Origin of the sequence: Pedobacter sp. P26 (assembly GCF_050632135.1) — a bacterium.
GTDB lineage: Bacteria > Bacteroidota > Bacteroidia > Sphingobacteriales > Sphingobacteriaceae > Pedobacter.
Map to the genome: position 1 here is coordinate 5,797,132 of NZ_CP192574.1, position 19,564 is coordinate 5,816,695.

At 38.1% G+C, this 19,564-nt stretch carries 15 protein-coding genes and 2 pseudogenes; 10 read left to right on the forward strand and 7 right to left on the reverse strand.

What is annotated here, in order from left to right; genetic code table 11:
• Window positions 1-143 precede the first annotated feature (143 nt).
• The 5 genes and pseudogenes from ACQ86H_RS27000 (at window position 144) to ACQ86H_RS27020 (ending at window position 3,158) form a co-directional block, all read left to right on the forward strand.
• Window positions 144-520: pseudogene (locus tag ACQ86H_RS27000) on the forward strand (BlaI/MecI/CopY family transcriptional regulator).
• Window positions 521-543: 23 nt separating this feature from the next.
• On the forward strand, window positions 544-927 hold the full coding sequence (locus tag ACQ86H_RS27005; protein ID WP_431293088.1) for a hypothetical protein: 384 nt from the start codon (window positions 544-546) through the stop codon (window positions 925-927).
• A gap of 16 nt (window positions 928-943) precedes the next feature.
• Window positions 944-1,261 carry a M56 family metallopeptidase gene (locus ACQ86H_RS27010; protein WP_431293089.1) on the forward strand — a complete coding sequence of 106 codons (318 nt, stop codon included), beginning with the start codon at window positions 944-946 and terminating at the stop codon, window positions 1,259-1,261.
• Window positions 1,262-1,266: 5 nt separating this feature from the next.
• Window positions 1,267-2,505 carry a TonB family protein gene (locus ACQ86H_RS27015; RefSeq protein WP_431293090.1) on the forward strand — a complete coding sequence of 413 codons (1,239 nt, stop codon included), beginning with the start codon at window positions 1,267-1,269 and terminating at the stop codon, window positions 2,503-2,505.
• Window positions 2,506-2,516: 11 nt separating this feature from the next.
• Window positions 2,517-3,158 (forward strand): TonB-dependent receptor plug domain-containing protein, encoded by a 642-nt coding sequence (locus tag ACQ86H_RS27020; protein WP_431293091.1) that lies wholly within the window; start codon window positions 2,517-2,519, stop codon window positions 3,156-3,158.
• Window positions 3,159-3,842: 684 nt separating this feature from the next.
• Here the strand turns inward: ACQ86H_RS27020 and ACQ86H_RS27025 are convergent.
• From ACQ86H_RS27025 to ACQ86H_RS27050, 6 genes are all read right to left on the reverse strand, one after another.
• Window positions 3,843-4,613, reverse strand: a complete 771-nt coding sequence (locus ACQ86H_RS27025; RefSeq protein ID WP_025143311.1) for a succinate dehydrogenase/fumarate reductase iron-sulfur subunit — start codon at window positions 4,611-4,613, stop codon at window positions 3,843-3,845.
• A gap of 81 nt (window positions 4,614-4,694) precedes the next feature.
• Entirely contained in the window at window positions 4,695-6,674 is a 1,980-nt protein-coding gene (locus ACQ86H_RS27030) for a fumarate reductase/succinate dehydrogenase flavoprotein subunit (protein ID WP_431293092.1), read from the reverse strand.
• A gap of 17 nt (window positions 6,675-6,691) precedes the next feature.
• On the reverse strand, window positions 6,692-7,372 hold the full coding sequence (locus tag ACQ86H_RS27035; protein ID WP_138819580.1) for a succinate dehydrogenase cytochrome b subunit: 681 nt from the start codon (window positions 7,370-7,372) through the stop codon (window positions 6,692-6,694).
• Window positions 7,373-7,657: 285 nt separating this feature from the next.
• Entirely contained in the window at window positions 7,658-8,029 is a 372-nt protein-coding gene (locus ACQ86H_RS27040) for a GxxExxY protein (protein ID WP_431293093.1), read from the reverse strand.
• Window positions 8,030-8,279: 250 nt separating this feature from the next.
• Window positions 8,280-8,471, reverse strand: coding sequence for a cold-shock protein (locus ACQ86H_RS27045; protein ID WP_010599638.1), 192 nt, complete (start codon window positions 8,469-8,471; stop codon window positions 8,280-8,282).
• A gap of 320 nt (window positions 8,472-8,791) precedes the next feature.
• Entirely contained in the window at window positions 8,792-9,295 is a 504-nt protein-coding gene (locus ACQ86H_RS27050; protein ID WP_431293094.1) for a hypothetical protein, read from the reverse strand.
• A gap of 520 nt (window positions 9,296-9,815) precedes the next feature.
• On the opposite strand from ACQ86H_RS27050, the gene ACQ86H_RS27055 reads away from it, so the two are divergent.
• The gene (locus tag ACQ86H_RS27055; protein WP_138819578.1) at window positions 9,816-10,160 is read left to right on the forward strand and encodes a four-helix bundle copper-binding protein; all 345 of its coding nucleotides are present in this window, start codon (window positions 9,816-9,818) and stop codon (window positions 10,158-10,160) included.
• A 60-nt stretch (window positions 10,161-10,220) separates the two neighbouring features.
• On the opposite strand, the gene ACQ86H_RS27060 is transcribed toward ACQ86H_RS27055, so the two are convergent.
• Window positions 10,221-11,771: a trypsin-like peptidase domain-containing protein gene (locus ACQ86H_RS27060; RefSeq protein ID WP_431293095.1), complete on the reverse strand. Its 1,551-nt coding sequence runs from the start codon at window positions 11,769-11,771 to the stop codon at window positions 10,221-10,223.
• A 394-nt stretch (window positions 11,772-12,165) separates the two neighbouring features.
• Here ACQ86H_RS27060 and dapF point away from each other — a divergent pair, with 394 nt between their 5' ends.
• The 4 genes and pseudogenes from dapF to ACQ86H_RS27080 all read left to right on the forward strand — a co-directional run bounded on the left by dapF (window position 12,166) and on the right by ACQ86H_RS27080 (window position 19,178).
• Window positions 12,166-12,948, forward strand: a complete 783-nt coding sequence (gene dapF / locus ACQ86H_RS27065; protein WP_138819576.1) for a diaminopimelate epimerase — start codon at window positions 12,166-12,168, stop codon at window positions 12,946-12,948.
• A 596-nt stretch (window positions 12,949-13,544) separates the two neighbouring features.
• Window positions 13,545-14,537 carry an efflux RND transporter periplasmic adaptor subunit gene (locus ACQ86H_RS27070; protein ID WP_431295484.1) on the forward strand — a complete coding sequence of 331 codons (993 nt, stop codon included), beginning with the start codon at window positions 13,545-13,547 and terminating at the stop codon, window positions 14,535-14,537.
• Between the two features lie 48 nt (window positions 14,538-14,585).
• Window positions 14,586-17,767 (forward strand): annotated as a pseudogene (locus ACQ86H_RS27075) (efflux RND transporter permease subunit).
• A 10-nt stretch (window positions 17,768-17,777) separates the two neighbouring features.
• Window positions 17,778-19,178: an efflux transporter outer membrane subunit gene (locus tag ACQ86H_RS27080; RefSeq protein ID WP_138819573.1), complete on the forward strand. Its 1,401-nt coding sequence runs from the start codon at window positions 17,778-17,780 to the stop codon at window positions 19,176-19,178.
• Window positions 19,179-19,564: the final 386 nt, after the last annotated feature.

The window sequence follows — 19,564 nt, forward strand, 5'->3', positions numbered from 1 at the left end:
ATAAAATTCCTTAAGTAGAAGAAAACTCGTACTGCATTTATTTTTCAAATAATTATTAAATAAAATTTGGATAACTAACTAATTAGTTTTAACTTTAGTTAAGGCAAAGCAATTTGCTATCATCCTTATTATTATTAACTATTATGGAAATTAAAGATTTAACCAAAGCCGAAGAGCAGATTATGCAGGTTTTATGGCAATTGGAGAAGGCATTCGTTAAAGAGGTTATTGATCAGCTCCCCCTCCTAAACCGGCGTACAATACCGTATCAACCATTATTAGAATTTTAGAAACCAAAGGCTTTATTGGTCACGAAGCCTTCGGTAAGGCTCATCAGTATTATCCTTTAATCAGCAGAGAAGAGTACAAGCGCCATGCAACAGAAAAACTGTTAGGCAATTACTTCGAAAATTCGGTGGAGAGTATGTTTTCTTTCTTCGTTAAAGAAGAAAAACTGGACTTAAGTGATGTTGATGAAATTTTAAAAATGATTAACAAAATTAAACACAAGCCAAAATGAGTTTTGCCCACTACCTATTACAGGTGAACTTATACTTAATTGTTTTTTTCGGCTTTTACAAATTACTGTTAGATAAGGAGACCTATTTCACTTTAAACCGTATTTATTTAGTGTCTGCAGGCGTTTTATCCCTATGTATACCATTTATCCGTTTAGAATGGCTTACGGAACAGAAAGCGGCGCAAAAGGTCTATACTTCAGTTAATTGGGAAGCTGTATTAGCACAAGCAACAATTGTAACAGAACGTAATACTGGTTTTAACTGGGCAAATGCATTCGTTTATATTTATTGCGCAGGGACTTTGTTCTTCTTAGGTAGATTGGTATTTAATTTATTAACAGTTAAAAAACTCATTACTATAAATAAGGCTGGCACAGCTTTCTCTTTTTGGCAAAAAAGTAATTGACCAGGAATTGCCACAAATGGATGTAATTGATATTCATGAAGAAGCACATATCAAACAATGGCACAGCGTAGATATTATATTTTTCGAAATTATAGGGATTATTACCTGGTTAAACCCGGTGATTTATCTTTACAAGAAAGCCATTAAAAATATCCACGAATTTTTAGCTGATGAACTTGCCGCCGAATTTCAAGGTGATAAAGCTGAATATGCCATGCTGTTATTAAGTAAGTCGTTTGGGATTTCACCAAATGCTTTAACAAATGGTTTCTTAAAAAAATCATTGATCAAAAAAGAATTTTCATGCTTCATAAGGAACGATCTAAAAAGATAGCGATTGTGAAGTATGGAATCTTTATTCCGCTATTTGCCCTTCTCATTGTATTTTCATCTGCTACTGTTCGTAAAAATGAGAAATTGTTGTCCATTACCGATCAAATCCCGATGGATAAGCCGATTGAACTGGTTGAAAACATGGTTACAGCCCCCGAGAAGGTAAGTATAGCGCCTAAAATTTCGGTTGATGGCAAAACAGATCTAAACTGGAAAGGATTTTATAAGTTTCTAGGCCAAAATATCAAATATCCAACGACAGCCAATAGCAATCAGATTCAGGGAAATACCCAGATAAGGTTTAATTTAAAAGGCGGAAGGGTCACCAATGTTACATCAAATGTAGAACTAGGTGCTGGCTGTGACGAAGAAGTAATGAAAGCAATATTATCTTATAAAGGGTTTAAAACTGTAGCTGATGGCAAATATGCTTTAACCGTAAGTTTTAGAATTCCAGAATCTTCAAAAGGTTTTAAAAATAAGTTGTTACCTAAATCGGGTGAATATGTAAACCTGAACAAGATTAATATCATATCTGATTTTCCTAAAACTACTGAATCTGGAATCAGCAACATTAAAGCTGAAAATACTGACAAAATATATGACTTCGTTTCGATCGAGAAACAACCAGAATTTCCAGGCGGTATAACCAAGTTTTATAATTACCTGGGTGGCCGCATTAAGTATCCAAAGGAGGCTCAGGACAATAATGTTCAGGGTAGAGTTTTCCTCAGTTTTGTAGTTGAAAAGGATGGTTCATTAACAGATGTTCAAATTACAAGGGGTTTAGGCAGTGGTACCGACGAAGAAGCAATGAGAGTTATAAAAGAATCGCCAAAGTGGAACCCAGGCATCCAGAATGGTTTAGCTGTAAGAGTTAAATACAATATTAACGTGAATTTCAAACTCAGCGACCCTATACCTACAAAAGAGACTAAAACAAGTAGCATTCCCGGCGACCGGATCAGATTAAGGGAGGATACAAATCTTGACGCGCTAATCATTGTAGATGGCGTTAAATTATCAGACAACAGCCAGTTGAATACAATAAACCCAAACAGCATCGAATCAGTAGAAGTGTTGAAAGATCAAACTGCAATGAATCTATATGGGCCAAAAGCCAGGGGTGGTGTAATTTTAGTTACCAGCAAAGGTGCAAAAAGCAATATTTTCAGGCCACTTAACTCAAATGAGCTTTCGATAGATAAGAACACTAATTTTTTCGAGCTCAGAAGAAAATTCTAATCAAATTCAATATGAAAAACGTAATCATATTTAGCATGCTGATGGGCATTAGTTTAGCCGGTTTTGCTCAAAAGACAGATAGTACCAGAACGCCTAAAATTGCGCTCCGTGGAGCATCGACATTAGCCACTGAACCTTTAATTGTAATAGATGGCAACAAACAGTACATAAGGGGTACTGCATCACTTAGCGATGTTGATCCCAATAATATTGAAGCTGTAAGCATTTTAAAAGATAGTTTAGCAACAGCGCGGTATGGTGCTGATGGTTTTGCAGGTGTAATAGAAGTTAAAACCAAAAATGGTTCTCTGAGTAATAATCATGAACTTAAAACGACTCCAGTAAAAATTGATGAATCTAATTTAAAAGGAAAAGTATCCGGATTTAGCTTACGCCCATTAATACAGAATATAGATACACCCAGAGAAGTAAGATACTTATTGAACAGAGATTTTGACCCGAAGGCAAAACCGCTATATGTTGTTGATGGGAAGGAAGTTTCAGAAATAAAAAACCTGGATCAGAAATCTATTGAATCAATAGAAGTGCTAAAGGATCCGTCTGCTGTAACTTTACATGGTAATAAGGGCAAAAATGGAGTGGTAATTATTACTACTAAAAAACCAAAAGGAACTCCTAAGAAAACTAAATAATCAACATTTTAACAAACGACAATGGGACAGCTAATCTTTTTAGCTCTGACGGGCATCGCCATCTGTTTAATTTAGCAAAGGTGCAAAACAGTTCCAGCAAAGTTTATGATTTTGTCTCCGTTCAAAAGCAACCAGCATATCCGGGTGGAATTGAAAAATTCTATACTGTTTATTAGCCATGAGATTAATACCCTGAAGCGGCCAGGAAAAATAAAATTCAGGGCAAAGTTTTAAATTTGTCAAACCTCCCCAAACACAAAACCCCAGCAAAATTGCCGGGGTTTTATGTTTTCTCTCCTGTCTCGGAAGACTAAATTTATAAAAATTTTAATGTATATGCAAATATTACAAAATAAAATTTCCAAATACGCAAAAATTTAATATGCAAACATAGGATTATTACCACTTTCGCAAACTTTTGTTTCGAGGTGATTTTATTGTACACACTTTCGGTTTCCAAACCTGAAGTTTCGAATGTTTTCATAACAACAGGGAAATGTTAAATATGTATAGTTTTAATCAGCAATTTGCTGATAAACTACTAGCAATATTCATTGGCATATTTTAAACTAATAAGATAAGGAACATTTTAATACTGTGATAGCCACGAATTGGTAAAATAAAAAGCCCCCATAATATGGAGGCTTAAGAACCCGGCGATTAAACCAGGTACACAGTATATTTTTAAACCGTTTCTTCTGAAACGAATTTTGCCGAAGCGAAATCGCGGTTCATACGAGCGATGTTCTCTAAAGAAATTCCTTTAGGGCACTCGGCTTCGCAAGCACCAGTATTGGTACAGTTACCAAAACCTTCAGCATCCATTTGCGCAACCATGCTCTGCACCCTACGGTAACGCTCTGGCTGACCTTGAGGTAACAATGCCAACTGAGAGATCTTAGCTGATACGAATAACATTGCTGAAGCATTTTTACAAGTTGCCACACAAGCACCACAACCAATACAAGCTGCAGCTTCGAAAGCAGCATCTGCCTGCATTTTAGGAATTGGCAGGTTGTTCGCATCTTGCGCATTACCTGTGTTTACCGAAATAAAGCCACCAGCAGCAATAACCCTGTCAAATGCAGAACGATCTACAGTTAAATCTTTTACTACCGGAAAAGCCGCTGCTCTCCAGGGCTCAACAACGATAGTATCGCCATCTTTGAAAGAACGCATGTGCAACTGGCAGGTAGTCACCAGGTCTTTTGGTCCGTGCGGACGGCCGTTAATGAACATCGAACACATTCCGCAGATACCCTCACGGCAATCGTGATCAAATACAACCGGCTCTTCACCTTTGTTAATTAATTGTTCGTTTAATACATCGAACATCTCTAAGAAAGACATATCCGGTGAAATATCGGCCAATTTATAATCTACCAAAGCACCTTTGGTTTTGTTATTTTTTTGACGCCAAACTTTTAGCGTTAAGTTCATATTTCCTGTACTCATTGTATCTCAGATTTGAGATTTGAGACATTAGATATGAGAACCAAGATTTCCATCTCATGTCTCACATCTCACATCTCTTATCTATTTATAACTTCTTTGTGCTACTTTAATATTTTCAAACTTCAATTCTTCTTTGTGAAGTTCGAAGTTTACACCTTCTTTAAATTCCCAGGCAGCTACGTAAGCATAGTTCTCATCATCACGTAAGGCTTCACCTTCTTCTGTCTGATACTCTTCACGGAAGTGACCACCACAACTTTCGTTACGGTTTAAAGCATCAATGCACATCAACTCGCCCAGTTCGATAAAATCAGCCACACGGCCTGCTTTTTCGAGTTCTGTATTTAACTCATCAGCTGTTCCAGGTACACGAACATCGCTCCAGAATTCAGCTCGTAATGCTCTGATTTCCTGAATTGCTTCATTTAAACCTTTTTCGTTACGGGCCATACCACATTTCTCCCACATGATGTGGCCTAAACGTTTGTGGAAATGATCTACCGACTTGGTTCCTTTAATATTGATCAGCGTATTTAAAATACCAACTGCTCTCTCTTCAGCCTCCACAAAAGCAGGGTGATCAGTAGGAATTGCCTTTACAGAAATCTCTTTTGATAAATAAGCTCCAATGGTGTATGGAAGAACGAAATAACCATCAGCCAAACCCTGCATCAAAGCAGATGCACCTAAACAGTTAGCACCATGATCTGAGAAGTTAGCCTCACCTGTACAATATAAACCAGGTACAGATGTCATTAAGTTATAATCAACCCATAAACCGCCCATAGTATAGTGAACTGCAGGATAAATACGCATTGGGGTTTCGTAAGGATTTTCACCGGTAATCTGTGCATACATATCGAACAGGTTACCATATTTTTCCTTAATTACCGCAGTGCCTAAGCGCATGCAAGTTTCTTTGTCTGGATTGTGGTTACCTGCTTTAGCAGCTTCGATTTTTCCGTAGCGTTCTGTATTTGCTTTAAAATCTAAATATACGGCCAATTTAGAAGCACCTACTCCATAACCGGCATCGCAACGCTCTTTAGCCGCACGGGAAGCCACATCACGTGGAACCAGGTTACCAAAAGCAGGATAACGACGCTCTAAATAATAATCTCTTTCATCTTCAGGAATTTCTGAAGCTTTACGGTTATCATCTTTCTTTTTAGGTACCCAGATACGTCCATCGTTACGTAATGATTCAGACATCAGGGTTAATTTAGATTGGTGATCGCCAGAAACCGGGATACAGGTCGGGTGGATCTGCGTGTAACAAGGATTTGCAAAGTAAGCACCTTGTTTGTGCGCTTTCCAGGCAGCTGTAACATTACTTCCCATGGCATTGGTAGAAAGATAGAATACGTTTCCGTAACCACCTGTTCCTAATACTACCGCATGACCAAAGTGACGTTCGATTTCTCCGGTAATTAAATTACGGGCAATAATACCGCGTGCTTTGCCATCAATTTTAACCACCTCAAGCATTTCATGGCGGGTATACATTTCTACTTTACCCATACCAATCTGGCGTTCTAAAGCAGAATATGCACCTAATAATAACTGCTGACCAGTTTGACCTGCAGCATAGAACGTACGCTGAACCTGTGTACCACCGAATGAACGGTTATCTAACAAGCCACCATACTCACGTGCCAAAGGCACACCTTGTGCTACACACTGATCTATAATGTTGGCACTTACTTCAGCCAAACGATGCACATTGGCTTCGCGGGCACGGTAATCGCCACCTTTAATCGTATCGTAAAATAGGCGATAAACACTATCACCATCATTCTGATAGTTTTTTGCTGCATTAATACCACCTTGAGCGGCGATTGAGTGTGCTCTACGTGGTGAATCCTGGAAACAGAAACACTTTACTTTGTAACCCATCTCGGCCAAAGTAGCGGCTGCCGAAGCACCTGCTAAACCCGAACCTACAATAATTACCTCAATAGTTCTTTTGTTCGATGGGTTTACCAAAGGCACAGAAGACTTATATTTTGTCCATTTGCTGGTTAATTCGCCTTCTGGAATATTTGAATTAATATCTGACATATCTTTTGTGCTAAAAATTATTGAATAAGACCGAAATAAACTGCAATCGGCATGGCAGCGAAAAGGATCGAAATAATAATCGAATACCAAACGCCAACTCCTTTAATTATACCATTATATTTTGAGTGGTTCCATCCTAATGTTTGGAATGCCGAAGCAAAACCATGCAATAAGTGGTAGCATAAAGAAAACATAGCCAAAATATACACGGCAACCCTTACCGGATCCTGAAATTTTTCTTTCATTACCGCATAAAGATCTTCATGTCCGTTGGCATCAACCGTTGGGATGCCTGTAAAACGGGAAACTACCCAAAAATCTTTCAGGTGGACCACCAAAAAAATCAGCAAAAGCGTACCTAGCAGGCCCATAGAACGGCTGTACCATTTACTGTTTGCCTGACCATCGTTTACCGCATACTTAACCGGACGTGCTTTCTGATTTTGCAATGTTAAACGTAAAGCCTGAAAAATGTGTGCAAGCAAGCCAATAAATAACACAATCTCGCCAGCCCGGATAATCCAGTTGGTGGCCATAAAATGTGCGCCTACGTTAAATGTCAAACCACCGTCGCTAATAAAAATTAAAGCATTAATACCGCAGTGTACAATTAAAAAAAGTATCAGGAACAAACCTGTAATACCCATGATGAATTTCTTCCCTATTGATGAAGAAAATGCATTTCCGAAACCACTCATTTGATTAGGATTTATATCTAAATTTCTTGCAAAAGTATCTAATTATGAGTTTAATTTATAAACGATTATGACAAAACAGCGATAAATCATTTATTTAGAAACATTCTAAAGCATATTCGGAATTAATCGAAAGAATATGTGATTATTTAAGGTTTCGATTCTTAGTATTGGTTAAATGTGCGGCATGACCTAACGTTTTTAACCATTAAGGAATAAGAGCATTAAGTTTGTGTACCAAGATTGTTAAAGTTATCTATCTGGTAAAATACTGAAATAATTCATTTACTATAGGTACAGTGCTTTAGTAATATTTTCTGTAAAAAAATTAATCAATAATCCCTGCGGAGCATTAAGAAGTTTCATATAGGTTTGGAGTTGTGCATGATGAACAGGTAGAATATTCGATATCGCTTTTATTTCTATTACAACACAATTATTAACAAATAGATCCGGCCGTAAATCTAAATCCATTTCCAATTCATCATATACTACCGAAAGCACAAATTGTTGAGCAACAGTATATCTGTTTTTTTCCAACTCATATTTTAAGCAGCGTTCGTATATACTTTCCAATAAACCTGGACCTAAGATTTTATGAACTTTAATTGCGAATCCTGTTATCTCATAGGATAACTGCGTAACCTCTTTTTTAGTCATTCCCTATTTAATTTAGTTGATACATGCTTTCCACGTTAAAATTTAAGCATGTATGATTAGGGGATGAATAAAATAAATTGATATTAAGAACTTATTCTAACACTAAAATAACAAATATCCTCTTAACTACCTTAATTTCTTAATGGTAAAAAAATTAGATAACAAGAAGACTTGACGTTCAAAAAATAATGGCATAAAAAAAGTCCCGATTTGCATCGGGACTTTTTACGATTTATGTGTTCGAGTTTTCTTAAGCTACTTTAACATTTACCGCGTTTAGGCCTTTTCTACCTTCTTCTACATCGTAGTTTACGGTATCATTCTCGCGAATGTTATCGATCAAGCCTGAAGCATGAACAAAAATTTCGGCATCGCCATTAGATGGAGTGATAAATCCGAAACCTTTAGTTTCATTAAAAAATTTTACTGTTCCTTGTTGCATTATATTGTATTTTAATTTGAACCAAAGATAGGGTTAAATACCTATAAATCAATTTTTTATTTTTTTTACTGTATAATATAGACTAAATACATTGACTATTTGCCTTTTAAGCCCTATTATCGGCCCAATTTAATCCATTAACTTTTAATTTATCACCCTGTTTTGTTCACAAAATATGTTCAAAACAGGCTTTGCCGCATCACTTTTCTGCGTGAAAAAACATAAATAAAAAAGGACTACTTTCTCCCAACTATTCATATTGATGAATAACATCGAAAATTTATAACCAAAAGTCAACCCGGAGCAAGCTAAGCTTAAATTTAACTATAAACTAAACTTTCGCACCGCTCATCATTTACCGTCAGGTTTTCTGTAATTTTTACAACTAACGTTTCATGGTTCTTAGCACTATAGCTCAGGATTAGCAAATCACCAACGATTTCGTGTAAAATTAAATCCGGACTTGTATAGGTGATCGAGACTATGTGCGCTGCTTTATTTAACAGATCAGAATCATAAATATGTAATTCGGCGCAATCAAAAAGGACTGGATGATCTTCCAGGTCATTTAAAACAGGTATCTTATGTTCTAACGCCGCAATACTGTTCATTACTGAATACTGAAGTTTTTGATTTAACGTGTTTGCCTTTTCATTCGCTTGTTGCATCTGAGAAAAGGTATGCAGGTGTTGATCTAGGCTATATATTTTGGAGCTTTTTTGAAATTCTTTGTAAGTATCGTGAAATATCCGTCTTTCAAAATCCGTTCTGCACATGAAATTGAAATATTGTTTTATGCTGAGGTTAATGTTAGCTAAAGCCATAATATTCGGTTTTTGTTGCTGATTCAAATATGGAACAATAAAAAAATAATTTATAGAGTATCGGTAAAGGTTGATTATCAATCTGTAAATAGCGAAACTAAATCTTGATTATGAAAAACGGATGAATATTGGTTTGCGTATAAGAAAGGGAGGTAGCTGGCAAAGATTTAAGGTATTTTAACAAATAGACCTGTAGATAAGTAAATTTAAAAAAGGCCTTCGACTATGCTAACAAGAACAGGCTCCAATAAAATGGTAGTCATCTCGACTGTAGCGCAACGAAATGGAGAGATCTATTTAGTTGGATTATCGGAATGATAATTCGTTGATCGAATCTCACTCCAAGATCCTTCACTGCATTCATGATGACAAAATAATCTGTTTATCCTCAGCAAAAAATATATGGTGCAATGGTCTGTGGGACACAGCCCATGGATCACCTCAATTCATTTTTTAAAACAGTTTAATTTACATCAGGTTATTACTATACAAAACATTTATAACCAAAATAATTACCGATATGGAAACGAGAAACAACCATGGTTTGATCCAGGCTTTATTGGATTGCGCTTTAGCATGCGAACATTGTGCATCATCTTGTTTAAAAGAGGAAGATATCAACATGATGATCGATTGTATTAAACTCGACAGGGACTGTGCGGATATCTGTACCCAGGCGGCCAGGTTACTACAGAGGGATTCGGTTATTGCCCACCAGTATTTGTTGCTTTGCGAGGAAATATGCAGGCTTTGTGCGGAGGAATGTGGCAAACATGATCATGAACACTGCAGACAATGTGCGGTGGCTTGCGAAGAATGTGCAGAAGCCTGCCATGCTAACTACGAACCTATAAAACAAGACTAAACAAAAAGGCTTCCCAAGTTAAAAACCCGGGAAGCCTTTTAAACTATTTATTACAATTAATTATTGTGCAGGGAAGCTGTAGTTATATGAACCTTGCTCACCAACACCAGAAATACTAACCATATTGTTTCTGCCTAATGGCAATGCTTTTTGAACATCAGCCACAGAATTTACCGGTTGTCCATTTACTTTGGTGATAATTAAACCTTTTTCTACCCCAATATTATCGAAAGCTTTTCCAGTTGTAACTGATGTTACAACTACACCACTGTTAATGCCATATTTCGATTTTTGCGCTTGAGTAGCAGGAGCGAAAGTTGCACCTAATTTACTTACTTCGGCACCTTTACCTGCATTATTATTTGCAGTTAAACCTACACTGGCTTCGCCTTTAAGGGTAACAGTATAGTCTTTCAAGGCACCATCACGCAATACTGTTAATTTAACTTTATCACCAGGGTTTAAACGGCCAACTCTTTCCTGAAGATCAGGTGAATCATTGATTACCACACCATCAACTTTTTTGATGACGTCGCCTGATTTGATACCCGCTGCAGCAGCACCGCCACCAGCAACTACATCATTCACATATAAACCACTGATTTCGTTTGTTTTAATACCTTCTGGTTTTTCTTCACCACTTAGTGGCACGAAGTTAACACCGATATAACCACGTTTAACCGAACCATATTTCATAAAATCGTCAACAATTTTACGGGCCAGGTTAACTGGAATTGCAAATCCATAGCCTTGGTTATAACCGCTTTGTGATGCAATTGCTGAGTTAATGCCTACCAATTCACCATTTGCATTTACAAGGGCACCACCGCTGTTACCAGGGTTAATGGCGGCATCTGTTTGAATAAATGATTCGATACTGGTATTTGCCGGACGATCTGGTCTTTTACCAGTGCGTTGGTATTCGCGGTATTCTTCTTCAGTAATCTCATTGCCTTGTTGCTCGCGACCGATAATACCGATGCTACGGTTTTTAGCGCTTACAATACCCGCAGTTACTGTAGTATTTAAATCTAAAGGGAAACCGACAGCTAATACCCACTCTCCTACCTGCACATTATCAGAGTTACCCATTTTTACCACAGGTAAATTAGTTGCATTTACTTTAATTAAAGCTAAATCTGTATTCGGATCACGACCGATTACTTTTGCCTCAACCTTACGTCTATCTGTTAACACCACTTCAACTTTCTCCGCATTTTCTACTACGTGGTTGTTGGTAACGATATAACCATCCTGACTGATAATTACACCAGAACCTGATGCTGCCCTTGGCTGACGTTGCATCTGGCGGCCACCGCCACCGAAGAAATCTTCCATCATATCAAATGGAGAGGAGTTTCTGCCTCCGCCACTCTGCGCAGCATAGGTTGTTTTAATATGGACTACACCCGGCGCCACTGCTGCTGCCGCCTGAGTAAAATCTGCAGTACCCGCTGATGATACTTTCAGTGGATTATTGGCGAAATACAAATTCTGTTTTTCAGTAATGGTACTGCCAGTTTGGTTACGCTCAAATAGTTTGTAACCTCCAATTGCTGCTGCCCCACCTATAAAAGCAGCTAACACGGTAATTCCTAATATTTTTTTCATCTGTTTGTAAATTGTTTTTTAATGGTCATGAAGCTATTATAAGCATACTTACTTTTAAAATTGGTTAGCTTTTAATGGTTTCATCTGTTAATTATGTTTTTAAAGCCATGATTTATAATAAGCCGTTTGCTAGCTAATTGTTTAGCCTATCATACTTCATTTGTTAAATGTTATTGTTTGCGGGAGCATTTTTTCATTTTGATTTAAGCAGGATGCTCCAGCAGTTTTTATCTGCTCAAATTTTCTTTAGTAAGTTTATTCAAATTTAATACCATATAAACGATATTTGTATCCTCAAAGCACTTAGTTTTGTGTTAAAAAATGTTAAATTAAAAAACACAATCCACTTATTACCTTTTTCAACTCAAATATTGCATTAAAAAATGAAGCTTTAATGAAAATTAATTTTTATAAATATCAGGGCGCAGGCAACGATTTCATTTTGATAGATCACACCACAAGTCCGTTAAAAAATATTGACAATCAACTAGTTGAGCAATTGTGCCACAGAAGATTTGGCATTGGTGCCGACGGATTAATGTTCATTACAAAGCATGAGGATTACGATTTTGAGATGCATTATTTTAATGCCGATGGCAAGTTAGGTAGTATGTGCGGAAATGGTGGCAGGTGTATCGTGGCTTTTGCCAAACAACTCGGCATTATTGATCGCGAAACCAACTTTTTGGCAGTAGATGGTCCGCACTATGCCAGAATTTCAGAAAATGGAGAATGGGTTGATTTACAAATGATTGATGTTGATGCCATTACCAAAGATGGAGAAGCCTATGTATTGAATACTGGTTCGCCACATTACGTTTCTCTGCAAAGTGATTTAAAAGATTTTAATGTTTTTACCGAAGGAAAAAGTATTCGTTATAATGCAACTTATGCAGAAAAAGGTATAAATGTAAACTTTGTTGAAGATAAAAGTGATCATTTATTTGTGCGCACTTACGAACGCGGTGTTGAAGATGAAACTTATGCTTGTGGCACAGGGGTAACGGCAGTTGCCATGGCTATGGCAAAACATAAAAACCAAACCGGCCATATTAAAACTGATATTAAGGTTTTGGGCGGTGATATTAAAATAGAATTCGACTACGACGGGAAAGCATTTACCAATGTATTTTTGTGTGGCCCGGCCAAATTGGTTTTTGAAGGAGAAGTAGACTAGTTTTGTTTATAAACCTCGCATGTTTTTGAGACCCGCGAGGTTGAGTCGTGATCCAAATATCTCGTGTAAAACATACACCACCAACGCGTTTTGTTTGTTAAAACAAACACGGTTAATTGTCTAAAAACTGCCTCACAATAAGTAATTTTAACACCATTTAACATCTGTCTCAAGATATTTACACATTCATTTCTGACTAAAAACAACGCTCAAAAAGCTAAAAAACAACGTTTTAACCCAAAAAAACTGCATTTTAAAATCAAAAATAAATCAATCGATTGATTAAATGACAGAATTTGGACAGATTTATTTTTTGTTAGGCTCTATTTTTGGACAATTATTTGCGAAAATCGAAATCCTAAATTTTGACGACGCTCTTAATTCCGGAAATTCAAATTTATACACACACAGAAATAGTCCATGAGAAAAGTAACAACTCTCTTTTTTAGCATGAGCATGGGTATGCTCCTGGCATCCTGCGGAAACAACGATGCTGCTAAAAAGCCGCAGCTGCAGCAGCAGCTGGTCCACAAGCTTACCCGGTTTTTACCGTAAATACACAAAACACCACTTTAGATTCTGATTATCCGGCAACGATTGAAGGGATCCAAAATATCGACATCCGCCCAAAGGTTGACGGCTTTATCGAAAAGATTTTTGTAGATGAGGGTGCCGTGGTTAAAAAGGGTCAGTTACTTTTCACCATTAATGCGCCACAATACGAACAACAAGTACGTACAGCAAGAGCGGCGATCAGTAGTGCCGAAGCCGATGTTAATGCAGCCCAGTTAACAGTAAATAAAACCAGGCCTTTGGTAGAAAAAGACATTATCAGCAAGTACGACCTTGATGCTGCTCAATTAACACTCCAAAGCAGAAAAGCAGCATTGGCACAGGCAAAAGCCGAATTGGTAAATGCACAGGTTAACTTAGGTTATACTTCAGTTAAAAGCCCTGTTGATGGTGTGGTTGGCAGTATTCCTTTCAGAAATGGAAGTCTGGTAAGCAGTACCAGTACACAGCCATTAACAACAGTTTCTAACACTTCAAAGGTTTATGCTTACTTCTCTTTAAATGAGAAACAGCTTTTAGATTTTTCTAAAACCTATAAAGGAAATACTTTGGCGCAGCAGATGAAAAACATCCCGGCGGTAAGTTTGGTACTGGCCGATGGAACAATTTATGCACAAAATGGTAAAATCGAATCCATCAACGGACAGATTAACACCAGCACAGGTTCTGCAAGTTTAAGAGCAACCTTCCCCAACCCAACTTCTTTATTAAAAAATGGAGCAAGTGCTTCTGTAAGGATTCCTCAGCATATTGACAATGCAATTTTAATTCCCCAAAAATCTACCATCGATTTACAGGGAAAAAAATTCGTTTATGTTCTGGGCGATTCTGCTAAAACCATTAGTACCGAAATCGAGATTATGGATTTGGCCAAAGGTAAGTTTTATGTCGTAACGAAAGGGCTTAAAGCTGGAGATAAAGTTGTTTTGGAAGGTTTTCAATCATTAAAAGACGGAACGAAAATTAAACCTGAAGAAAAAAATGCTGATTCAGTTTATGCTGATATCAAGAAATAACAATATCATGTTGCCAATCACACTATTGCAGTGTAATCAATATTAATTATGTTTAAGAAATTTATAGAAAGACCGGTTTTATCAACGGTTATATCCATCATCATCGTTATACTCGGTGTTTTAGGTTTAGCTACGTTGCCGGTTTCACAATATCCGGAAATTGCCCCGCCAACGGTGCAGGTTTCTACTTCATACCAGGGTGCCAATGCCGACGTGGTGATGAATAGCGTTGTTGTTCCGCTGGAAGAGCAAATAAACGGTGTGGAAGACATGACCTACATGACTTCTACCGCCAGTAATGATGGTACCGCGACCATTACCGTAAACTTTAAGCTGGGAACCAACCCCGATCTTGCAGCCGTAAACGTACAGAACAGGGTTGCACGTGCGACCAGTTTATTACCTGCAGAGGTTACCAAATCGGGGGTAATTACAGCTAAAAGACAGGCGAGTAACGTATTGATCTTTGGTTTATATAGCGACGACCCTTCTTATGATCAGAAATTTTTACAGAACTATGCAAACATTAACATCATCCCTCAGATTAAACGTATCAATGGTGTTGGTGATGCGAGTGCATTCGGAACGTTGGATTATACCATGCGGATCTGGCTAAAACCTGATGTGATGGCAACCTACGGACTGGTTCCTAACGATATTAACGTTGCCCTGGCCGATCAGAATGTGGAGGCCGCTCCGGGTCAGTTCGGAGAGCTTGGCGATCAGGCATTTCAATATACCTTAAAATATACGGGTAGGTTAAAAGATGAGGCCCAGTTTGGCAACATTATTATCCGCACTACCGATAACGGTCAGATTCTCCGTTTAAAAGATATTGCAAGGATAGAATTAGGTGCACAGAGTTATGCCAGTTCGGTTAAATTTAACGGAAAACAGGCTTTGGGTATCGCCATTAACCAAACAGCAGGTTCAAATGCAAAAGAGGTAATCGAAAATTCCATCAAAACCCTTGATGAAGCTCAAAAATCTTTTCCAAAAGGGGTGCATTACTCAACTTTGGTTAACGTAAACGACTTTTTGGATGCATCGATAGAAAAAGTGCTTCACACCTTGATCGAAGCATTTATTTTGGTGTTCCTTGTAGTGTTTATCTTCTTACAGGATTTCCGATCAACCTTAATTCCGGCGATTAGTGTACCGGTAGCGATTATCGGAACATTCTTTTTCCTGAGTTTATTTGGATTTACCATCAACTTACTAACCTTATTTGCCCTCGTGCTTGCCATTGGTATTGTGGTGGATGATGCGATTGTAGTAGTAGAGGCCGTACACGCCAAGCTGGATGAAGGTTATACCGATGCCAGAAAAGCAACGATAGACGCGATGGACGACATTAGTGGAGCGATTATTTCGATCACTCTGGTAATGGCTGCCGTATTTATCCCGGTGAGTTTTATCTCCGGATCTTCTGGTGTATTTTACAAACAATTTGGTTTAACACTGGCCATTTCCATTATCTTATCGGCCATTAACGCCTTAACATTAAGTCCGGCATTATGTGCTTTATTCTTAAAACCGCACAAAGAAGAACACAAAAAGTCTAAAAACTTTTTAAACCGTTTTTACGATGCTTTTAATACTTCGTTCGATGCCGTAACTGGAAAATATAAAAAATCAGTAGGCTTCCTGTCCAGAAAAAATGGATTGTTGGATTGGCTATTGCCTTCTTTGCAATAGTATTGGTTTGGACAATGAATACCACGCCGAAAGGTTTCGTACCAAATGAGGATTTGGGAACCATCATGAGCGATATCTCATTACCAGCAGGAACTTCGCAAGAGGAAACCAATATTGTAATTGCAAAGATTGATAGTATTGCACACAAAATACCTGAAATTAAAAACACTTTAAGGGTGGTGGGCCGTAGTATGATTAGTGGTTCGGGCAGTTCGTATGGTATGGTAATTTCGCGATTAACCCCATGGGATGAACGTAAAGGCCGGGATGTAAAAACCATAATTGGCGAACTGTTTGCAAAAACAGCAGGTATTAAAGGTGCCAAGATTATTTTCTTTGCTCCGCCAACTATCCAGGGTTTTGGTACCAGTGGCGGTTTTGAGTTCCAGTTGCAGGATAAAACTGGTGGAGATATTAAAAAATTCAACGAAGTTGGAAATGGATTTTTAGCAGCTTTGAGTAAACGTCCTGAGATCCAATATGCTTCTACCTCTTTTAACCCAAATTTCCCTCAGTACCAGATTGATGTAAATGTGGCAAAGGTTAAACAGGCCGGCCTGAATGTTAGTGATGTTTTAGGTGTAATGCAGGGTTATTATGGCGGTGTTTATGCTTCAAACTTTAACAAATTTGGTAAACAGTTTAGGGTAATGTTCCAGGCAGATGCGCAGTACCGTGCAAACGAACAAACTTTAACCCGTATTTTTGTTAGAAATTCTGCAGGGCAAATGGCTCCGGTATCAGAGTTTATTACTTTGACCAAAGTGTATGGACCACAGGCCATTTCACGTTTCAACTTGTTTACTTCAATTTCGGTAACCGGTAACCCAAATGCAGGTTATAGCTCAGGTGATGCTTTAAAGGCTGTTCAGGAAGAGGCTGCTAAAAATCTTCCGGCAGGATATGGCTATGAATTTTCTGGTTTATCACGTGAGGAGATGGCCGGCGGAAGTCAAACGGTCTTCATTTTCTTACTTTGCGTAATTTTTGTTTATTTCTTGCTCGCCGCACAATACGAAAGTTATATTTTACCATTAGCTGTTTTATTCTCTTTACCGGTTGGTTTAGCAGGTGTATTCGTTTTTGATAAAATTTTCGGGGTAGATAATAACATTTACACGCAGATTACCCTGATCATGCTTGTGGGACTACTCGCCAAAAACGCCATTTTGATTGTTGAATATGCGGTAGATAGAAGAAGAAAAGGAATGAGCATAGCCAACGCCGCAATTGATGGTGCAACAGCACGTTTACGTCCTATTTTGATGACTTCATTTGCCTTTATCTTAGGATTATTGCCACTGATGCTATCATCAGGTGTGGGTGCCGCGGGTAATACCTCAATTGGTACAGGTGCTGTTGGCGGTATGTTGATCGGAACAATTTTCGGAGTTTTCGTAATTCCGGCTCTGTTTATCATATTCCAGTCCTTACAGGAGCGCATCAGTAATAAATCGCCTTTTAACGAAGGTATTGACCATGAACAAACGCCAGAGGAATATGAATTGGCTACTGCGAACAGCAAACATTAATATTAAGAAAATGAATTTTAAATATAAGCATTCCATTTTAACCGGTTTAGCCATTGTTACCCTGAGTGCCTGCGTAACTAAAAAATACGAACGCCCTCAGGTAACTAGTGAGGGTTTATACCGGGATAATAGCACAACAGATACCACTACGATGGCTGATCTGCAGTGGAAAACATTATTTTCGGATACCACGTTACAATCGCTGATCCAACAAGGGATAAATGAAAATTTGGACCTGAAACAGGCCATTGAGCGTATTAAAATTGCCGAAGCAACACTCATACAGAGTCGTGGAGCATTATTGCCAAGCTTACAGGCGGATGTAAATGTAACGGATAATAAACAATCGCAGGCCTCCTTAAACTTTCCTCCCGGGATTAACATTAATTTAGAAACCCAAACCTATAAAGCGCAACTTAGCACCAGTTGGGAAGCCGATATATGGGGGAAATTAACGAGTGCAAAACGTGGCGCTTATGCAACTTTATTACAAAGTGATGCAGCGAAAAGAGCTGTCCAAACGCAATTAATTGCCACAATTGCCAACAATTATTATACTTTATTAGCGCTCGACAAACAATTGTCCATTACAGAGGAAACCATTAAGGTACGCTCAAAAGATGTGGAAACTATGCGTGAGTTGAAGCAGGGAGCGGTGGTTAATGGCGCAGCAGTTGTACAGAGTGAAGCCAATTTATATGCAGCCCAGGTAACCTTACCTGATTTAAAAAGAAGCATTAAAGAAGCTGAAAATGCACTGAGTGTTTTGGTTGCCAAAGCGCCAAATGCAATTAACCGTACGACTTTAGATCAGCAGACCCCTTATGCGAATTTACAGACCGGTGTTTCTGCACAATTGTTAAAAAACCGTCCGGATGTGATTGCCGCTGAATTTGGTTTCAGATCGGCTTTTGAAAACACAAACGTAGCAAAAGCTTATTTTTATCCAGCTTTAACCATCACCGCAGCGGGTGGATTATCAAGCTTACAATTACAGGATTTCTTCAGCAAATCTATCTTCTACAATTTAGTGGGAGGTTTAACGCAGCCAATTTTTGCAAGGGGAGCAAACAAAGCCCGCCTAAAAACAGCTGAAGCCAATCAACAGATTGCTTTTTACAACTTTCAACAAACACTGTTAACTGGCGGACAGGAAGTATCAAATGCATTATATGCTTACCAAACGGCTGCAGAAAAAGAGGAAACAAGGGCAAAACAAATCGCCTCATTAACCAAAGCAGTAGATTTTACCAAAGAATTATTGCGCTATAGCTCTGCAACAAACTACACTGACGTGTTAACTTCAGAACAAAGTTTGTTAACAGCTCAATTAAGTGGGATTAATGATCGATTACAAAAATTACAGTCCGTAGTAAATCTATACCGTGCATTAGGCGGTGGCTGGAAATAAATCATATTAACATACATTAAGGTAAGGCATTCTGAATTCAGGATGCCTTTTTTCATTCCATTCCACGGCCTGTGTCTCTACAAGTCATTGCGTTGCTTTTTGCCAAGGAGGCAGGGATAACACGGAGGATTTTTAGTCTGTCATCCTGAGCATAGCGAAAGATCTTTAAAATGAGATGCGCTCTTGCAAATCGTTAAAAACGCATAATTATTAAGAGGCTACCTCATAAATAATAGAATTGCCATCCTGAGGGTTAATTAATTGTTTAAAATCAATATGAGTGACGTATAATTGTCTTCTCTTGTCCCAGGGCTCGGTCTTGCCTCGGCTCGCCGACTCCGAAGGGCTCTTTCTTTTTGGCATTAAGAAGAAACAAAAACTGCCGG